At 60.9% G+C, this 19203-nt stretch carries 13 protein-coding genes; 11 read left to right on the top strand and 2 right to left on the bottom strand.

Going from position 1 to position 19203, the window contains the following annotated elements:
* Window positions 1-317, top strand: a 317-nt coding sequence (locus BR24_RS12055) for an integrase core domain-containing protein (RefSeq protein WP_496539554.1), incomplete at its 5' end; no start/stop codon positions are given.
* A 498-nt stretch (window positions 318-815) separates the two neighbouring features.
* Here the strand turns inward: BR24_RS12055 and BR24_RS12050 are convergent.
* Window positions 816-1532: a PEP-CTERM sorting domain-containing protein gene (locus BR24_RS12050; protein WP_496541728.1), complete on the bottom strand. Its 717-nt coding sequence runs from the start codon at window positions 1530-1532 to the stop codon at window positions 816-818.
* Between the two features lie 618 nt (window positions 1533-2150).
* On the opposite strand from BR24_RS12050, the gene BR24_RS12045 reads away from it, so the two are divergent.
* The 9 genes from BR24_RS12045 to BR24_RS12005 all read left to right on the top strand — a co-directional run bounded on the left by BR24_RS12045 (window position 2151) and on the right by BR24_RS12005 (window position 12891).
* Window positions 2151-3578: a sensor histidine kinase gene (locus BR24_RS12045; protein WP_496541727.1), complete on the top strand. Its 1428-nt coding sequence runs from the start codon at window positions 2151-2153 to the stop codon at window positions 3576-3578.
* On the top strand, window positions 3563-4990 hold the full coding sequence (locus tag BR24_RS12040; protein WP_496541726.1) for a sigma-54-dependent transcriptional regulator: 1428 nt from the start codon (window positions 3563-3565) through the stop codon (window positions 4988-4990). The genes BR24_RS12045 and BR24_RS12040 overlap by 16 nt, the downstream gene beginning before the upstream one ends.
* Before the next feature lie 176 nt (window positions 4991-5166).
* Complete coding sequence (locus tag BR24_RS12035; RefSeq protein ID WP_496541725.1) at window positions 5167-5574, top strand: response regulator; 408 nt, start codon at window positions 5167-5169, stop codon at window positions 5572-5574.
* Between the two features lie 4 nt (window positions 5575-5578).
* Window positions 5579-7312 (top strand): sensor histidine kinase, encoded by a 1734-nt coding sequence (locus BR24_RS12030; protein WP_496541724.1) that lies wholly within the window; start codon window positions 5579-5581, stop codon window positions 7310-7312.
* A gap of 33 nt (window positions 7313-7345) precedes the next feature.
* Entirely contained in the window at window positions 7346-7777 is a 432-nt protein-coding gene (locus BR24_RS12025) for a response regulator (RefSeq protein WP_496541723.1), read from the top strand.
* A gap of 11 nt (window positions 7778-7788) precedes the next feature.
* Window positions 7789-8184, top strand: a complete 396-nt coding sequence (locus BR24_RS12020; RefSeq protein ID WP_496541722.1) for a response regulator — start codon at window positions 7789-7791, stop codon at window positions 8182-8184.
* A 115-nt stretch (window positions 8185-8299) separates the two neighbouring features.
* A complete protein-coding gene (locus tag BR24_RS12015) occupies window positions 8300-9562 on the top strand; it encodes a sulfite exporter TauE/SafE family protein (RefSeq protein ID WP_496541721.1) in 1263 nt (420 codons plus the stop codon).
* A gap of 3 nt (window positions 9563-9565) precedes the next feature.
* Entirely contained in the window at window positions 9566-10276 is a 711-nt protein-coding gene (locus BR24_RS12010; RefSeq protein WP_496541720.1) for a hypothetical protein, read from the top strand.
* Window positions 10277-10299: 23 nt separating this feature from the next.
* Window positions 10300-12891, top strand: a complete 2592-nt coding sequence (locus tag BR24_RS12005) for a PEP/pyruvate-binding domain-containing protein (RefSeq protein WP_496541719.1) — start codon at window positions 10300-10302, stop codon at window positions 12889-12891.
* 169 nt (window positions 12892-13060) lie between these two features.
* Here the strand turns inward: BR24_RS12005 and BR24_RS12000 are convergent, their stop codons facing one another.
* Window positions 13061-15883, bottom strand: a complete 2823-nt coding sequence (locus tag BR24_RS12000; RefSeq protein ID WP_496541718.1) for an SIS domain-containing protein — start codon at window positions 15881-15883, stop codon at window positions 13061-13063.
* A gap of 279 nt (window positions 15884-16162) precedes the next feature.
* On the opposite strand from BR24_RS12000, the gene BR24_RS11995 reads away from it, so the two are divergent.
* Window positions 16163-19105: an ATP-binding protein gene (locus tag BR24_RS11995; RefSeq protein ID WP_496541717.1), complete on the top strand. Its 2943-nt coding sequence runs from the start codon at window positions 16163-16165 to the stop codon at window positions 19103-19105.
* The last annotated feature ends 98 nt before the right edge of the window (window positions 19106-19203 follow it).

The following is a 19203-nucleotide window of genomic DNA, read 5'->3' as shown; positions in this document are numbered from 1 at the left end:
TCAGCACAGCAATGGAAATGTGGGCTGCCGAGCACGGCGTTGAGCTGGACTTTATCCAGCCGGGCAAGCCGACACAGAACTCATATATCGAGCGCTTCAACAGGACATATCGGGAGGAAGTATTGGATCTGTATATCTTCGACAGCTTGAGCGAAGTCCGCCAAAGCACCGAGGAGTTTGTCAGGGAGTACAATGAGGAGCGGCCTCATGAATCTCTCGGCAACATGACGCCAATCGAATTTGCAGCCCAGAGGGCAGGGGGGACCCCCTGCCCTCTGGGCAACCTCAAAAAACCGGTCGGAAATCTCTACACTTAACTGGCCCTAAGATGGGGGACTTTACAATCCCATGTCAACTCAATCATGGTAGCATGACTGCTGGCAGCGCTCACGCTAAGTAAAAACAATATAAGCAGATTTTGACACAAGAACTTAGCCATCTTTGCCTCCAGTTTGAGATAAGGTTATCTACATCGGAAATGCAAGATATGATCCACCTCGAATGTCAGCGATAAGTATCTAATAATATGCTTACTATTTTCCCTACAAACTGGACGACAGAAACAAACCGTAAGGAAAGTCGGCAAAATTACATAAAGTGTAATGATTTCCGAATAAGCCATCTCAGTAGGGAGGGGAAGCTTCGAAACATAGTTTAACACTATGTGGAGTGGAGCCGATCAAGACTAAAGCTTATGCAACTCCTGCTGCTGGCTTGTAATTTTGACCGGCCCGTATTCGTATCTTTATAAGTGGAAAGTGGTTCCCAGTGGTCCTTGAAAAGCACACATAATGGGCTTTGAGCGCTTAACTACCTTAAGCCCTCTTTTCGCCCTTACGCGCAAGGACAGCCAGCCCTAACAACCCTGCTCCAAGCAGAATAAAGGCCGAAGGCTCCGGAGTGGGAACAGGGGCAGAATTTTCAGCTGTGGTTTCAATGCGCAAGAAAGCAGGGTTTTGTGACTCTGCAGCTGAAAGCCACATACCTGCATAGTTGTCCCGATTGAACTCCCATGCTGACCAATTATACCCTTGATTCAAGTCATTGAGAACATATTCGGTTACATCCACAGATCTCCAGCCAGTAGTCGCCCCTACCATGATTGTTTCTATTGTTCCACCGCCATACAACTGGTCACTTGCATGTCCTGTTGCGGCCGAAGCGTCATGGACATGATAAAGGTAACCAGCGGTATCACCGTAGCCTCTGGCAAGACTTGATGTTCGCAGAAGATTATAATTAAAGGAAATTGATGTAATGTCATCAATTCCCTCAGAAAGGGGATTTAACCCGAATTGTAAGAACGCTTGCCTGTAACTGCCGCTGCCGTCCTCATACCAGTGGTAGACTCCCAATGAGGTTTCATCTGAAATGAAACCGGAGTCTTCCCAACCACTAAAGTATCCATAACGATCCTTTCCCCGCACTCCGTCACCCTCGGGCGTCACAAAAATGTCTATAACGTCTGCATAGACAGGAGAACAAATTAACAAACCAAGAAGCATTACCAAAAGGGTTAACTTGGACTTCATATGACCTCCTCAAGGTTAAAAGCAGATAATTGAAATAAGCAAATTTCGCGCCTTGCGTACTGAGTTGCTTTTGCTTGATTTTCCAATTCCACCTCTAACAAACCTGTCGAATCATTTTGCGATAAGCGTAAAAAAATACGACACCCTCCAAATCTTTATTGCTCCAAATTCAACAGGTTGAGGTTATGAATGTGAGAAATAGTTGTGAATGGTGTTACGATAAACTAGAAAACATGCCGCAGTCGGCATGTTTTCTTATAGAAATACTCATTCATCGTGTTACATAGTGACGAAATGGGCATTCTCGAAGTATGGTGCCCTTTTTAGATCAAAGAACCAGTGCCCCCCAACTTCGTGGCCATCCCGTGTCTTCAGTCGTGCTAAACACGGCTTCCGTGTAAAGGATGCGACCTTCAAACGTCTAAAATAACGTAACTAAGCGGCCTTCACGTTTCTTTTCCGCGCCCCTGCCCGCCGGAGGCTCCTGCGGGTGATTCCGGGTCGACTCTTGCTTTCATTGTATGTATCAGGAATTGGGTAAGAGGTGTATCCATGGAAGATTTTATCCGTAGACCCAAATCGGTGAGTTTGGGGGCGAAGCTCAGGATATTGCTTGTAGTGCTGACGACGGTGACCATTGTCGGCGGCGGGTATACGTTTTGGTACATCAATGAAACCCAGAAACTTTTCAAGCGTATTGAAGACAGGGACATTGCTGCGCTTGTCGCTGCGCAGGGGCTGGAAAGCGAGCTGGTGATCCAGAAAGGGTACGTTACCTATTATTTCCTTACCGGGGATGATTCCTGGCTTTCCGAGCTTGGAAGGCATGTTGCCGCGTTCGAGAACTGGCTGGCCAAGGCGCGTGATCTTGCTTCGGTTCCGGGCAGTCGGGAATTATTGAACAGGATCGAGTCGAGTTATCTGCGTTTCGCTGCTTCCCGGAACAGGGTGGTGGAGTTGTATCGCAAGGAGGAGCGTCGGCAGGGTCAGCAGCTGCATTGGGAAGTTCGCAAGCATTTTATGGAAATCTATGAGCTTTGCGAAAAGTACAAGCGTATCCATGAAGAGAATCTTCGTGAAAGCGGTGAGTCTTACAGGCAGAAGGCGCAGATACTTGCAGGGCTGTCGCTTTTTGCCATCCCGGTGGCGATATTGGTGGCTTTCTGGCTCGGGTTCCTGCTTTTCAAGCGGATTCTTGATCCTATCAAAAAACTGGCGCATGGCGATGCCGCGACCATGAAGGGGCTGACCGGCGAGATCGGGGTGCTTTCGGAGCGGGTCAGCGGCCTGCTTGAGGATGTGGATCAGGCCAATGTCATGCTGCAGCAGAGCCGGGAGCAGATCGTGCAGGCCGAGAAGATGGCCATGGTGGGGAAGCTCGCCGCTGGGGTCGCCCATTCGGTTCGCAACCCGCTCACCTCGGTCAAGATGCGGCTTTTTTCTCTTGAGCGCAGTCTGGAGTTGTCTCCGGTTCAACAGGAGGACTTCGAGGTTATCTCCGAGGAAATCCGGCACCTGGACACCATCATCCACAACTTTCTCGAATTTTCTCGGCCTCCGAAGCTCAAGATGCAGAATATTTCCCCTTCTGAACTGGTGGACAATACGTTGCAGCTCCTGCGGCACAGGCTCGAGTCGTGCGGGGTGGAGGTGCGGGTGGTCCGCAAGAGCGCGCTGCCGGAAGTCGTGGCCGACCCCGAGCAGCTCAAGGAGGTTCTGGTGAACCTTATCATGAACGCCTGCGATGCGATGGTGGACGGCGGGCGGATCACGATTACGGAAGAGGTGGGCATTTTCGGTGAGCAGGGGGCGATGGTCGTGCTCAAGGTCTCTGACGACGGCCCGGGCATTCCGGCGTCGCAGCGTGACCACATCTTCAAGCCGTTTTATTCCACCAAGGAGGAGGGGACCGGCCTGGGGCTTTCCATCGCCAACAGGATAGTGGTGGAGCATGGGGGCTGGCTTCATCTTCGTCCGAGCAACCGGGGCGCGTCCTTCGTGATTGCGCTCCCTCTGAAGGAGGCCCGCGAATGGCTTCGATCCTGATCGTCGACGACGACTCCCAGCTTCGCAACAGCTTCGGCAGGCTGCTTGATCAGGAGGGGTATTCCGTGCGGACCGCCTCCACGGGCGAGAGCGGCGTGCAGAAGGCTCGGGAGGAGATGCCCGATCTGGTGATCATGGATGTTCGCATGCCGGGCATGGACGGGCTGGAGGCGTTCCGCCTCATCCGCGAGCACGACCAGCGCGTGCCTGTCATCATCATGACCGCCTACGGCACCACGGACACGGCGATTCAGGCCACGAAGATGGGGGCCTTCGACTACATTCTCAAGCCCTTCGACATTCCCGAAATGCTCGGACTCATCGAGCAGGCTCTGGAGGTGGGCAGGCTCGCGCGCGAGCATGTGGAGATGGGCGGTGAGCCCACCGAGGCCCCGGCGGGATCGCTGATCGGCAACAGCAGGGCAATGAACAGCGTCTACAAGGCCATAGGCCGCTCCGCGCCGACGGACGCGCTGGTACTGATTCGCGGCGAGTCCGGCACGGGCAAGGAGCTGGTGGCCCGGGCCGTCTATCAGCACAGCGAGCGTTGCAGCAAGCCCTTCCTGATCATCAACTGCGTTGCCATCCCGGATACGCTTTTGGAGTCCGAACTTTTCGGGTTCGAGCAAGGGGCCTTCACCGGGGCCAACTCGCGTCGGGTCGGGAAGATCGAGCAGGCCGACGGGGGGACGGTTTTTCTGGATGAGATTGGTGACATGCCCCTGAGCGTGCAGGCCAAGATCCTGCGTCTGCTGCAGGAGAAGAAGGTTGAGAGGCTCGGCGGGGCACGGCCTATCGACGTTGACGTGCGGATCATTGCCGCCACCAATCGCGATCTGGAGCAAGCCGTCAGGGACGGGCGATTCCGTGAGGACCTGTACTATCGTCTGAAGGTGGTCACCATCGAGCTGCCGCCACTGCGCGACAGGGGTGAGGATGTCGCGCCGCTGACGGATTACTTCATGAACCGGCTCTCCGCGGAAATGGACCTGCCCAATCCGGGCGTTTCCGAGGAGGGCTACGCGTTTCTGCGGGCACACCAGTGGCCCGGCAATGTGCGCGAGCTTTCCAATGTCCTGCAGAAGGCGCTCATATTCAACCGGGGGGCCGCCCTGAGTCGGGATGAGCTGGCCCATGCGGTGGGTGCCGGACTTCAGGGCGGACAGGTCGATGCGCCGGAGAAAAGCGAGCGCTATTTCCGTCAGGCCATCCGCAGCGCCCTGAGCAGAAATGCGGGCGACAACGTCTTTGAATCGCTGATGGACAGGGCGGGCCGTATGATCGTCAGCGAAGCTCTGGAAATAACCGAAGGCAACCGGACGCGGGCAGCCAAGCTCCTCGGCATGACCCGGCCGACCCTCATCGCGAGGATCGAGAAGTACGGCCTGAAAACCTCCACCAAAGTCGAATGATCCCAGTGTCAGCTATTTTTATGATTGTGAAAAATAGCTGACACGCTCCCCGCCCCCTTCCGCCGAGTCTGAACACGGCTCACTGAAAAAAGTATTACATTTAAAGTCTTTGAGGGTCGAGCACTCCTTCCTTTCTTTGGCATGACGTTTGCCAGAGGCGGGTAAGGAGTAAAGGGATGCGTGGTTCGACAAAGCGAATTTTCATAGTGGAGCGCAATCCGCATGTCCGGGATTTCTTTCGGCGCGAACTGGCCAAGAGAAATTATCAGGTGCGCGGAACGCGGCACGGCGACGAGATATTCGCTGCCGTGAACTCCCCTGAGCCGCCGGACCTCATCATTCTCTCGGCGGATTTCCCCGACGAGGGCAAGGAGGGGGTCCTGCGGCGCCTTTCCAGCGACTATCCGCACATTCCGGTGGTCCTTCACGTGTATCAGGAAGAGTCCGCAGAGCAGGAGGTCGTCAGGTTCGCGGCGGGCGTCGTGGAGAAGAACGGCAACCCGGAGCGGCTGTTCCGCAAGGTGGACGCGCTGATCGGCCATGCTGCGGAAAGCGACGGCCGCAGCGACAGCGAAGAGGGGTGATGGCATGGACAGCAACTACTATCACTCCCTGTACCGCAGCATGATAGGCACCGTGGTGTTTATCTCGCTGCTTCCGCTCATCGCGATAACCCTGCTGGCCGGGTACCAGTTCACCACCGCCTACCAGGAGAAGGTGCTCGATCACCTCCGGGAGATCGTCCAGAAGCACGAGCAGGTCATCAACAACTATCTGGACGAAAAGGTCGCGGAAGTCCGCGTGCTCACCGACACGCTGGAGGCGCCCCGCTTCATGGAGGAGAACCGGCTCAGGCACCTGCACGAGGCGCTCGTCCGTCGTCACGGCGGAGACTTCGTGGATCTGGGGCTGGTGAGTACCGAAGGGCGTCTCGTGGCCTATTCCGGGCCGTTCAGGCTCGGGGACGCCGACTACTCCTCCGCCGAGTGGTTCCGTGAGGTCATGGAGCGGCGGGTCTATGTGTCGGACGTTTTTCTCGGCCTGCGCGGCGTTCCCCATTTCATCATAGCGGTACGCTTCGAATCCGAGGGCAGGGAGTGGATTCTGCGGACGACGCTGGATTTCGTGAATTTCAACCGCCTTGTGGAAGACATGCGCGTGGGCAGGACCGGGCAGGCCTTCATCGTCAATCAGAGCGGCGACTTTCAGACCACGCCCAAGGCCGACCTGGAAACCGAGCTGCCGGTGGTGCGGGAGATACTGGAGAAGGCCGAACCCGCCAACGCCCTGTCGAGCACGCCGCGTGTGCGCACGGCCATCACGGAGCGCCCTTCCACGGGGCGAAACACGATCTTCGTCACCAGCCCGCTCAAGAACGGCGAGTGGACGCTGATCTACCAGCAGGATGTGTCCGACGCCTTTTCCGAGCTCTACACCATCCGCTGGGTCGGGCTGCTCGTGCTGCTTCTGGGCGGTGTCGGCATCACCATCATGGCTTTCATCCTGTCCAGGCGCATGGTCGCCCGCATCCGACAGGCGGACATGTCCAAGGAGATGATGAACGAACAGGTCATCGAGGCCGGAAAGCTGGCGAGCGTGGGCGAGCTCGCGGCAGGAATAGCGCACGAGATAAACAACCCGGTGGCCATCATGATGGAGGAGGCCGGGTGGATCGAGGACCTGATGCTCGAGGGGCTAGAGGTGGACGACAACATGGACGAAGCCAAGCGCGCGCTGTTGCAGATCCGGACGCAGGGCGCCCGCTGCCGCGACATCACGCACAAGCTGTTGTCCTTCGCCCGCAAGATCGACCCGACCGTCAAGTGCGTGAACATGAACGAACTGGTGGAAGAGATCGCCTCGCTCTCGGAGCAGCGGGCAAAGTACGCCAACGTGCATATCAAGACCATTCTCGGGGAGGACATCCCGGATATCCCGGCCAGCCCTTCCGAAATGCAGCAGGTGGTGCTGAACCTCGTGAACAACGCCATCGACGCCATGGACGGCAAGGGCGGAGACCTGACCCTGAGCACCCGTCGCGCCGGAGAGGCGGTCGAGCTGGTGATAAGCGACACCGGCATGGGAATCCCGAGGGCGAACCTCAACCGCATCTTCGACCCCTTTTTCACCACCAAGCCCGTGGGCAAGGGGACGGGGCTGGGCCTCTCCATCGTCTACGGCATCATCAACAAAATGGGCGGAGATATCAGGGTCACCAGCAGCGTCGATCTCGGCACCTCGTTCATCATCAAGCTGCCGGTGCCCGACCCCTCGGCCCGGGATGCGGTCGCGGACGCGGCCCGTAATGAAGAAAAGGCGTGATGTCTTGTCGAACACGAAAACAAGGGAGGCCCCATGAGCGCGAATGTACTTCTCGTCGATGACGAACAGGCTTTCGTGGAAACCATGACCAAGCGACTCGCCAAGCGCGGCCTCGAGGTGCGCACGGCCAACTCGGGACCGGAAGCGCTGAGAGAGCTCGAGGTCTGGAAGCACGCGGACGTCGTGGTGCTGGACGTCAAGATGCCGGGCATGGATGGAATCGACGTCCTCAAGCAGATCAAGGCCGGCTGGCCGCTCGTGGAGGTGGTGATGCTCACCGGCCACGCGACCGTCGAGAGCGCCATCGAGGGCATGAAGCTCGGCGCCTTCGACTACCTGCTCAAGCCCTGCGAGATTGACGACCTTATGGCCAAGGTGCGCGACGCCTACGAGAAGAAGGCGTTTCACGAGCAGAAGATTCTGGAGTCCCGTGCGGAGAGCATCGTTTCCCGCAGAGGTGATTAGGGGAGAGCGAAATGCATGACGAACCCGTCAGAGTCCTTCTGGTCGACGACGAGGCCGGCTTCACCGATGTGCTGACCAAGCGCATGGGCAGACGCGGTTTCGATGTCGTGTCGGCCGAGAGCGGGACCGAAGCCATACAGATCCTGCGCAAGGAAGATTTCGACGTGGTCGTCCTCGATCTCAAGATGGAGGAGATGGATGGCATAGAGCTTTTGCAGATCATTCGGAAAATGGTTCCCGGGCTGCCCGTCATCATGCTTACGGGGCACGGCTCGGAAACGGCGGCCCGCGACGGTCTGCGCTACGGCGCTTACGACTATCTGCTCAAGCCGTGCGACCTGGAGGAGCTGGTCCTCCGGTTGCGGGAGGCCGCCGCGAAAACTGTGCGCGGGGACTTCGGAAAGTAGGGAAGAATCCGGCAGCGAAGATGCCGGGCGGAATAAGGCCCGCTCTCGAGAGGCGGGGCGGGCCGGAGGCAAAACGGAAACATGCCGCAAGGCATAAAATCAGAGGTAAGGGTTTATGCGAATATTGAGACAGGCCTACGAGTCGCTTCAGTGGGCGGCCAGGGCGCACGCCAGATGGGATCTGGAGGTGTCGACCAATATCGTTACCAGCCGCAAGAAGCTGGTGATCTTGGCCATTCTGGCTCTCCCCATCATCATGGTTTCCGTCGGAGTGGCGGCGGACATGGACCTTCCGTCCGTGCTGGGCGGCAAGAAAGCCTATACTCCGGCATTCTACACACCGGAAATCTTCCTGGTCTCCATCGCCATCGGCGTGTGTGCCGGACTCATCACCGGGTGCATCGGGGCCGGGGGCGGATTCATAATCACCCCGGCGCTCATGAGCGCTGGCATCAAGGGGATTCTGGCTGTCGGAACCGACCTTTTCCACATTTTCGCCAAGGCCATCATGGGAACCGCCGTGCACAAGAAGCTGGGCAACGTCTCCGTGGCGCTCGCAGTGGCCTTCCTTGTGGGGTCCGGCGCCGGAGTTCTCGGCGGCGGGGTGCTCAACCGGCTCATCTACGAAGCCAACCCCGTTGCCTCGGACACCTTCATCTCGGTGATTTACGTGGTCCTCCTCGGCTTCCTGGGCACCTATGCGCTCATCGACTTCCTGCGGCTGCGGAAGATGGGGAGCGGGGTGGACGCGCACGGCGGTGGCGGCTCAGGTGGCGGCGGCCTGCCCGCCAAGCTCCAGAAGACCACGATCCCGCCGATGATCTCCTTTGACGAGGACCTGGTCCCCGGCGGAAAGAAGATCTCGGGATGGTTCGTGGCGGTGTGCGGCGCCATCGTCGGGTTCATGGCCGCCATCATGGGTGTCGGCGGCGGCTTCCTGACCTTCCCCATGTTCGTCTACATCCTCGGCGTCAGTTCCTTCACCACTGTTGGCACCGATATCCTGCAGATCATCTTCACCGCGGGATTCGCCTCGATCAGCCAGTACGCCATCTACGGCTTCATCTTCTACACGCTGGCCATGGGGATGCTCCTCGGCTCGCTGATCGGCATTCAGATCGGGGCGCTGACTACCAAGCTGGTCCCCGGAATCTACATTCGCGGATTCTATGCGCTGGCCATCCTTGCGGGCTTCGTGAACCGCCTCTTCGCACTGCCCGGAAAGCTCGGCGACATGAAGCTCATAGAGATCGAGCAGTCCACGGCGGGCCTGTTGGCGACACTGGGCAACTGGGCCTTCTTTGTGGTCATCGGAACGTTCGCCGTATGGGTCATCGGCACGTTCGTGGTGCGGGCCCGAGAATTAAGGGAGGAATAACCCATGCTGATACGAAACAAGAGCGCCTTCAACAAGGGAATGCTGCTGACCATCGTGTTCCTGGCCGTCCTGTGGTACATGTTCACGAACAACTTCGGCGGCACGAACGCCTTCCACGCTTCGGATGCCCTGTTCAACTCCATCTCCAAGGGGTCGACCTACTACATCCCGGACGTGAAGGAGGGGGCCCTCGAGTTCCGCGGCGAGGACTATTCCGTCACGCTGCTGGAAAAGAAGCCCTCTCTCGCGGATGACGCGGTGGCGGTCCTGACGGCAAACGGCATCTCCGCGACGCCGACCGGGAGCGGGGTGGCGGCGCAGGGATCGCTCTCCACCCTGTTCGACGCGGCCATACGCGACGCGGACGAGATGTTCTACAACAACGGGGACGCGCTCGAGAAGCGCTACGGCATGGCCCCGCGCGAAGCCATGTATACATGGTGGGCCGTACTGACCAGCCTCAAGAAGGAACTGGACCACCAGAAGCAGTTCGCGGCGGGGTCGTATGTTGACAAGATGCTCATCAAGCGGGCCGTGGAGGTGGCGTACAACTACTACGGCATCGAGCCTCGCGACGTCTCCGAGGAGGCGGGCATCATCACCTTCGCACTGGTGTTCTATGTGGTCTACACCATGTGGTGGGGCTACTCGATCTTCTACCTGTTCGAAGGGTTCGGCCTCGAGATGAAGGCCGGGAAGAAGAAGGAAGTCTAAACTAGCAACAAGCGGGCCGTGTTATGGGTTTCTGGAAAAAGCTGTCTCTGCCGGGGTTTCTGCGAAGAACCCGCCCGACAGGCACCGACGATGCCAAAGACCTGCTCACGGCCCGCTTTCTCAGCTTCAAGCAGCTGCTGGCCGCCAACACCGAAGCACACGAACTCTTCGCCGAGCTGGAGGAGACCCTCAGAGGCCGCCGGGCGTACGGAATGCACTATGTGCGTGCGCTGTGCACCAAGATTTCCGCCTCCATATTCCGAATGGTCACCAACCTGAACGAAATGGCTCCCGGGCGGTACGACAGACTCTTCGAGCGCTTCAAGGACATCCAGCAGCAGATCAACCCCCACCTCTCTCCGCCGCCAGTCGAGCGTGGCGGCCCGCTGGTCCTCACGCTGGACGAAGTACGGCAGGAACACACGCCGCTGTGCGGGTCCAAGATGGCCATGCTCGGCGAGGCGTCCGCGGAGCTGTCCCTGCCCACCTCTCCGGGTTTCGTGGTCACGGCGGAGGGGTACCGCCGGTTCATCATGGATACGGGCCTCAAGGAGGAAATCGACCGGCTCATCCAGAGCAGCATTCAGGAAGCCGCGTATGACTCCATGTATACGTCCTCCAGAATCATGCAGCTGATCTCCGGCACCGAGCTGCCCGAAGACCTCGCGGAGGCGATCCTTGCCGCCTATTCGGCCGTGGAGGAGGAAGGCGCGCCCGGTCTGGCCATGGCGGTTCGTTCCAGCGCCGTGGGCGAGGATGCCGAAGGCGCCACCTTTGCCGGTCAATATCGTTCGCTGCTCAATGTCGACCCCGGATCGCTGCTCGACGCCTATCGTGAAGTGATCGCGTCCAAGTGGTCTGTGGAGGCGTGCGCCTATCGCGCCAGCAGGGGGATCCGCGACGAGGACGTGCCCATGTGCGTCGGGTTCATGGGCATGGTGGACGCGGAGTGCAGCGGCGTGGCCTATTCGGCCAGCCCGGTGAATTTCAACGACACCCGTGTGCGAATCTATTCGGTGTGGGGGCTGCCGAAGTCCGTTGTGGACGGCTCGACTCCGACGGATGAGTTCACGGTCTCACGCGACCCCGAGCGTATTGAAAACACCAAGGTGGCGGAAAAGGTCGAACGGTACGTCTGTCTGGCCCGCGAAGGCACCTGCAGGCTTGAACTGCAGCCGGAAGAGGCCGGGGCCCCGTCCCTCACCGAGGCGCAGATTCTGGCCGTCTCCCGCATGGCGGTGGCTCTTGAGAAACACTTCAAGCACCCGCAGGACATTGAATGGGCTTACGACCATGACGGCACGCTTTTGCTGCTGCAATGCCGCCCCCTGTCGGAAGTCGAGACCCAGACCGGACCCTCTGTGGATGAGGATCTGCCCGAGCCGCTTTTCCGGGAGGGAGAGACCGCATCCCCCGGTGTGGCGAGCGGTCTCGTGTACAAGGTGCTCAAGGACGCGGACACGCTCTCGTTCCCTGAGGGTGCCGTTCTCGTTCTGAAGCACGCGCTGCCGAGGCGGGCGTCTTTGCTGAACCGCGCCGTGGCGGTGCTGGCCGAGCAGGGGAGCGCTGCCGGACACCTCGCCAACGTCGCGCGCGAGTTCGGCGTTCCTGCGGTATTCGGCCTGCGTGGTGTGCTGGAAAAGCTGCAAAACCAAGAGACCGTCACCGTGGACGCCGAGACCGGGGCCGTCTATGACGGACAGGTCGACGCGCTCCTGAAGCGAAAGACGGTTCGACGGGACCTCATGCGGGGGAGCCCGGTGCGAAAATCGCTTGTGCGCGCGGCGCGGCACATAATCCGGCTGCGGCTGCTCGACCCCGAGTCCATAGAGTTTCGCGCCGGGAATTGCAGGACCTTTCACGACATCATGCGCTTCTGCCATGAGAAGGCCGTCCAGGAGATGTTCAACATCAGCATGAGCAGTCAGGTCCGGCAGAACGCGGCCCGCCGGCTCATTTGCGATGTCCCCAAGCAGTTCTGGGTGCTGGACCTCGGTGACGCCTTTGCCGAGGAAGTGGAGCACCGCACCGACGCGTGCGTCAGCATGGCTCAGGTGCAGTCCCTTCCCATGCGGGCGCTGTGGGAGGGCATGATGGCGGTCCCGTGGGACGGCCCGCCGCCGGTGAATACGCGGGGGTTCATGTCGGTGCTTTTCGAGGCGACGGCAAACCCGAACCTCAACTCGGATACCCGCTCCGAGTATGCCAACCGGAACTACTTTCTGGCATCCAGACGCTACTGCTCCCTGCAGTCGCGGTTCGGCTTTCATTTCTGCGGCGCGGAGTCCTATGTCGGCGAGCGCCCTGCGGAAAGCTATGCGAGTTTTCAGTTCAAGGGCGGGGCTGCGGACCTGAAGCGCAGAATCCTGCGGACGAAGTTCATCGCGGGCATTCTCGAGCGGTACGATTTCAGCGTGAAGCTGCGTGAAGACAACCTCTTCGCCCGCGTGGAGGGGCTGGAAACCGAAGGCATCCTCAGAAGGATACGGATCATCGGCTACATGATCTCCCACACGCGGCAGATCGACATGATCATGGCCGACCCCGATGCGGTTGAGGCCAAGCGCAACGCCATCCTCAAGGACCTGTCGCAGTTCACGTCCGAAGACGATTAGCTGGCTGAAAGAAGCCGATCCTCAGGCTTCGGGCCCGTAAGCCGGCGCATGATCCCATGCGGAAGCTCTCTCTTTTGCCCACGAAAAAAGCCGCTCTCGCCGTCCTCCTGTTCGGGACGGCGAAAGCGGCTTGCATGAACGGGTTGACTTATTTCCCCTGACAGGCCCGCTATCCGTTCGGGCGGGAAATGCCCACAGTGACGGTCTTGGCCTGATGCCTGATGGTGTCGATCGGGCGGGTCATCTCCTCGATGGCCTTGTTGAGGGCGTTGAGGATGGTGTCGAGCCGCGCTTCCTCGACGCCGACGCCGCCGGGCTGGGTGGCGAGCCAGAGCATGTAATTGGCGATGGAGGCCGCCACGCGTGCGGGCAGGGCCGAATCGGTCATGCCGGAGGCGGTACGGTCGAGGGCCGTGTTGAGGCTGGTGAGCAGCCTGTCTCGGTCCCAGGTGTCGGGGTTCTCGATCATGTCGCCGAGGACCATGCGGGCCTCGCGGAAAGGCGTGGCCTGCTCGTCGATGGCCTTGGCCGCCGCAATGCCCCACCAGTGGCCGACCACGGTCGCGAGGACGAAGTCGAGTCCGCCGCCCACGCGCGGAGTCTTGAGGGTCTGCTCGGCGGCGGCGTCGAAGCGGTCCTCGTCGTCGGTGCAGACCACGAGGGGGCGGCCGTTGTGCGCCTTGAAGATGGTGGTCTCCTTGACCGTGTCGGAGACGACCATCTCGGGCAGGTCGTTGGCCATGACCATGGTCAGCGGCTCGGTGGACAGGTCGATGTGCTTCTTGTCTTCGGTGACGTCGCAGGGAATTGACTTGTAGCACAGCTCCGAGAGCTTGATGCGCACCTCTTCCGCCGCGATGCGGTTGGGGCCGTTGCCGACCACAGCCCAGTAGCGGTAGCGGGGCGCGTACTGCTCGGCCACCGAGGTGATGATGTCCTTGTTGGCGAGGACCGCGTCGATCTTGTCGGGCAGGGACTCGAGGGCGTCCATGTCGTCGGCGAGCATCTCGCCGCTCATGGTGCCGAGCTGGTCGCCGATCCACATGGAGAGCAGCTTGCCCGCGGCGATCTGGGAATAGAAGGCCTTGGTGGAGGCCACGGCCATCTCCACGTCGCGTCCGTTGGAGGTGTAAATGTGCGAGTCGGACTTGCGCACCAGCGGCGAGTTGCGACGGTTGACGATGGCGTTGACCCACGCTCCGGCCTCGCGGCAGATGTCCACCACGCGGTTGGTGTCCGTGGTGGTGCCTGACTGTGAGACCGGGATCAGCAGCATGTCGTCCATGCGCTCCCCGGCCATGAAGCCGATGAGCTCGGAGCCCACGTAGCTCTCCACCTTGATGTCGGACTTGCCCAGGGCGCGGCGCATGAGCTGGGCCACACCCATGGCGGCCACGGCGGCGGTTCCCTGTCCCACGGCCACGATGCGCTTGATGGGGCGCTCTCTGTCCTGGAGCCTGTTGGCCAGCGCCGGGCCGTTGCCGAACCCTTCGGGCAGAAAGCGCACGGCGCGCTCCTCGCGCAGGTACTTGCCCACGAGGGTGTTCCGCACGGAGTCGGAAGCCTCGTGCACTTCCTTTTCAATGTAGTGGCTGAATTCGCCCCGGAAGATGTCGCGGGAGAAAATCTGGATGACCTCCGGCTGCAGGTCGATGGCGGGCTGGTCGTCCAGCGGGCGCGCCTGCGGCACGGAATCCGCGGGATCGTCTGCGCAGAGGGTTACGCTGGCCCCGGCGGACCCGGAGGCGGTCATGGGGTAGGAGCTGCGGCAGCGCGCGGCCAGTCCGTAGGCCTCGGAGGCCACGACCCAGCCGTCGAGGGTGCTGCCGACGTAGAAGCTCTGGCCGCTGCCCTTCTGGGCGAGGAACTGGCACTCGGGCAGGTTCATGTCCTGCATGACCACCGCCAGCGAGCCTTCGGAGCGGGTGAGCACGTTGCGGAACCGGCTCTCGGCGTCGGCGCCCTCGGGGGCGTCGAGGTGGAAGAGCACGGGCAGAATCTTGGCGTCGGTACTGATGTGCTGCGGGATGGCGGCACCCTTGGCGGCCACGCTCTGTTCCACGAGGGCGCGGTAGTTGTCCACGTCGCCGTTGAGCACGAACATGGTCTTCTCCAGCCCGGTGGAGACGTCGCCTTCCACCAGCCCGTCCACCGGGTGGCAGTTGGGGACGGAGATGATGCCGTTGGAGGCCCAGCGGGTGTGGGCGATGATGTTCAGCCCGGTCATGCCCTCGCTCATCTTCCACAGCAGGCTGTCGGTGCGGATGAATTCGCGCAGCGCGGCACCGTTGTCGCCGAGCTGGCCCACGAGCTGCGCCACCTTGTAGAGGAAGCGGCAGACGGTGCGACCGTCGTCGAGGGGGCGCACGATGACCTGACGCGTGTCGGCGTGGCAGATGTTGATGCGGTCGGAAAGCTCCGTGAGCTCTTCGTCGGTGAGGCCGTCCTCGGGATTCCTGCCTGCGGGCAGCAGCACGGAGACCGCGATTCCGGCGGAGTCGCGCCCGCGCACTTCCAGCTTGTCGATGCTCTCCAGCACCTGCTCGGTGCCCCACGCCAGATAGTGCCTGTCACGCAGGGAGGGGTCCTGCGCCAGCGGTTCCGGCATCACGGAGCGCACGCGCCCGAGGTTGGCGAGCACTTCCTCGTTTACCTGCCAGAGATAATCTTCCAGCTTTTCGAGCAGCGCCTCGAGTTCGTCGGTCCGCGGTCCGGCGGCGAGCTTGCGGGCGGCGCGGTCGCGCAGGGTGCGCATCCCGTCCCGGAGCTTCTCCATCAGCGCCAGACGGTCCGCTTTGGCCACCAGCTCCATGTGGAGTGCGAAGGACATGAGGTCCTGAAAGCGGGAGGCGAGGGTCTCGAGCGGCTGCTGCGCCTGTTCAAGGTCGCCGTCGGCGGCTTGGGCGATGGCGTCTGCCACGGCGTCGAGCCAGTCGCTGGATATTTCGTCACGCCATCTGTTGTTGCTGAGAAAACTGGCGATTCCGCACATGGTGGGTGAGTCTCCTTATAATGAAAAGGGAGGGCGGTCCCTCCCGTTGTGTCGATGCTCCTGAATTACGTCACCTCAGGTCGCATTGCAAGACCCGGACGCGTCAAGACCGCTGCCGTGCGGGGAGCCGCAGCCCCTGCGGTGCGGGGTGAGTGGTTGGGCGTCGAGGTGTTTTGACCAATTTCGACCTGAAAGACTGGATTTTCGGTGGATGATCAGCTACTGCGGAGGCGCGCGGATCGGGGAAAAAGCACCGGATTCGTGCGGGACGCACATAGCATGATACGACATATAATGAACAAGTGGAACGGGTTCAGTGTTTCCGTGAAGCTGGGCATCGCCCTCGGCTGCATGGTGATACTGCTCGGCTTCATGGCGATATCCGGCCTGATGATGCTGCACACCATCCAGCGTCATGCGGAAGGCGTCGTTGAGGAGAGCATGCTCTCTCAGCGGCTGTCTCTTGAGCTGGGCAATTCCCTGCAACAGGCAAGGCAGGCGGAAAAGAACTTCTTCCTCTACGCTCCCGAGCTGGGAGTGAAGCAGTCCCGGGAACGCTTTGCCCAAAAATGCCTTGACAAAATCGACGAGGTGTCTGCCGCCGCGCACCGGCTTCGGGGCAAGCTGACGCAGAACCTGAGCGAATCCCAGCGCAATCAGGTGCTGGCGGATACCGGGCTGATCCTGTCGGCTTCCACTCAGTACAGGGAGACCTTCCTCCGGTCCGTGAGCATGATCCGAAAGTTGGGCGAGGGCCGCAAGCCGCTCATGGAGCAGTTGCGGAATTCGGTTCAGGAGGCGGCGGTGGCAGTCAGGGCGCTGGAGGAGCCGGACAAGCTCTGGCAGTTCCACCGCATCGAGCGCAAGCTCGGCAAGTTCTATGTCTCGCACCGGGCAAATGTCATTCTGGAAGCCATCGAGATGCTGCGCGGCCTTCGGGATTCGACCCCGGACAGTACCCGCGGCAAGCTGGCCCGGAAGGCATTGCAGTCGTTCATCACGCAGGCCCTGAAGGTCAGCCGCATGACGGAGCGGCTGCGGCTCAGTGTGGACCGGCTCGATGCCAAGGCGAACTCCATGGAGCCCGCGGTGCTCCGGCTGGTGGAGCTCATGTCCGAGGACGCGAAACGGGTTCGGGCCAGCATCATTTCTCACATCAGCAGCCTGCGCTACCAGTTCTGGGGCGCCGTGGCCCTCGCGTTCCTGATGGCCCTCATCCTCGGACGGGTGCTGCGCCGGGCGTTCGTGGACAACATCACAGCGCTCACGCTTGCGGCGGACAGCTTCAGGCGCGGGGAGTTCTCGGTGCGGGCCCCGTGTTCCACCGAGGACGAAATCGGGCATCTGGCCCGCAGCTTCAACAGCATGGCCGATCGCATCGAGGGGCTGGTGCACGAACTGGAGAGCGAGGCGGCCCGGGCCAGCGACAGGCTCTTGGAAGCCATCGAGAGCATGTCGGAAGGCTTCGCCCTCTTCGACAGCCGCGACAGGCTCGTGCTGTGCAACTCCAAGTACCGCGAAATCGATCTGGAGAAGGCCGAGCATATCGTCCCCGGAACGCACTTCGTGGATGTTGTGCGGCCCAACGTCATGGCCGGGGTCTATACCGGCATGAGCGAGGGGCCGGGCGAATGGCTGCGGCAGCGGGTGGAACTGCATCGGAATCCCGCGGGCCCATTCGAGCAGGAGCTGGCGGACGGCCGCACGCTGCGTGTCAACGAGGTCCGCACCCCGTCAGGCGAGACGGTGAGCCTCGTGGCGGACATCACGGAACAGCGCCGCTCGCGCGATGAGCTCGCCGCGCTCAACGAGAATCTTGAAGACACCATCCGCGACCGCACGCAGAACCTCGTGCGCAAGGCGCGCGAGTTGCGTCTCGCCAACCAGCGGCTCATGGAGCTGGACCAGCTCAAGTCGCAGTTCCTTTCGTCGGTTTCCCACGAGCTGCGCACGCCGCTGACCTCGTTGCTGGGCTTCTCCAAGCTCATCCGCAAGGACTTCGTCCGCAGCTTCAAACCCATGGCGGACGGCGACCTGCCCATGGAGCGGGCCTCCGAGCGCATTCTCTCCAACCTCGATGTGATCCACCTTGAAGGGGACCGGCTCACGCGGCTCATCAACGACGTGCTCGACCTGGGACGCATCGAGTCGGGGCGAATGCGCTGGCGCGACGAGCTGCTTCAGGTGCCGGACCTGGTGCGGCGTGCCGTGAGCGCGGTTTCGGGGCAGTTCCTGACCAAGAACGACGTGGATCTCGTCCCTCCGAAGATCAGCGAGGGGATTCCGGCCATCCACGCGGACCCGGACCGGATTCTCCAGGTGCTCATCAACCTGCTGAACAACGCCGCCAAATTTACGCGCAAGGGGTCGGTGAGCGTAGAGGCCGAGACCGACGATCTGGGGTACGTGGTCATACGGGTCCGCGACACCGGCATCGGTATCAGTCAGAGCGAGCTTCAGCGCATTTTCGACCAGTTTCATCAGGCGGAACAGGGTGACACTCTTCGCGTGGCCGCCGGCGGTTCCGGGCTGGGCCTGACCATCTCCAAGCAGATAGTGGAGCATTATGATGGCAGGATCATGGCGGAGTCCCGCCCCGGAAGGGGGACGGTCATGACCGTGCTGCTGCCGCCCGCCGACAGGCATCAGCCGGAGCAGGCCGAAGGCGCCGGGGACAAGACCGTGCTGGTGGTGGACGACGACCCCGTGATGCGCGAATTCATGGTGGGCCTGCTTTCCGGAGCCGGCTATCAGGTGTTCAGCGCCAGAGACGGCGGTGAAGCCCTTGAAGTCGCGGGCGACGTTCACCCCGATCTTGTGACCATGGACCTCCTCATGCCCGGCATGGACGGCGAGGACGCCATTCGGCAGCTTCGCGAGTCCGAAGAGCTGGCGGAGACGCCGGTGCTGCTCGTCAGCGTGGAGCAGGGCACGCACGGGGCGGACGCGGCCATGCTCAAGCCGGTGCGCCCGGACGCCTTCCTGCAGGCGGTGGGCTGCCTCCTCGGCATCGCCGGGGATTCTTTGCGGGTGCTCTTTCTCGGAGATCCTCCGGATGACCTTCCGTGCGGGATGGAACTGGAGCAATGCGGGCTGCATGAGATGCGCGAACGCGTGGAGGCCGGGTTCTCCGGGCTGCTGATTCTGCGGCAGAGCTCGGCTGCAAGTCTGGACGCGTCCCTGCTGGAGGCCCTGCCCGGCGGAGTTCTGGTGCTGCCCTAGTCCCCCCCCTGCCGGAGCCGTCCGGTTTGAAGCGTCTGGATGCTTGCTGTGAAGCCGGAGTTGTTTTACAGTTTTCCAAGATCACCGAAATCACTCAA

Source organism: Pseudodesulfovibrio halophilus DSM 5663, from assembly GCF_059568665.1.
Note: the sequence above shows the minus strand (reverse complement) of the source record. Positions and strands in the feature narration are given on the sequence as shown.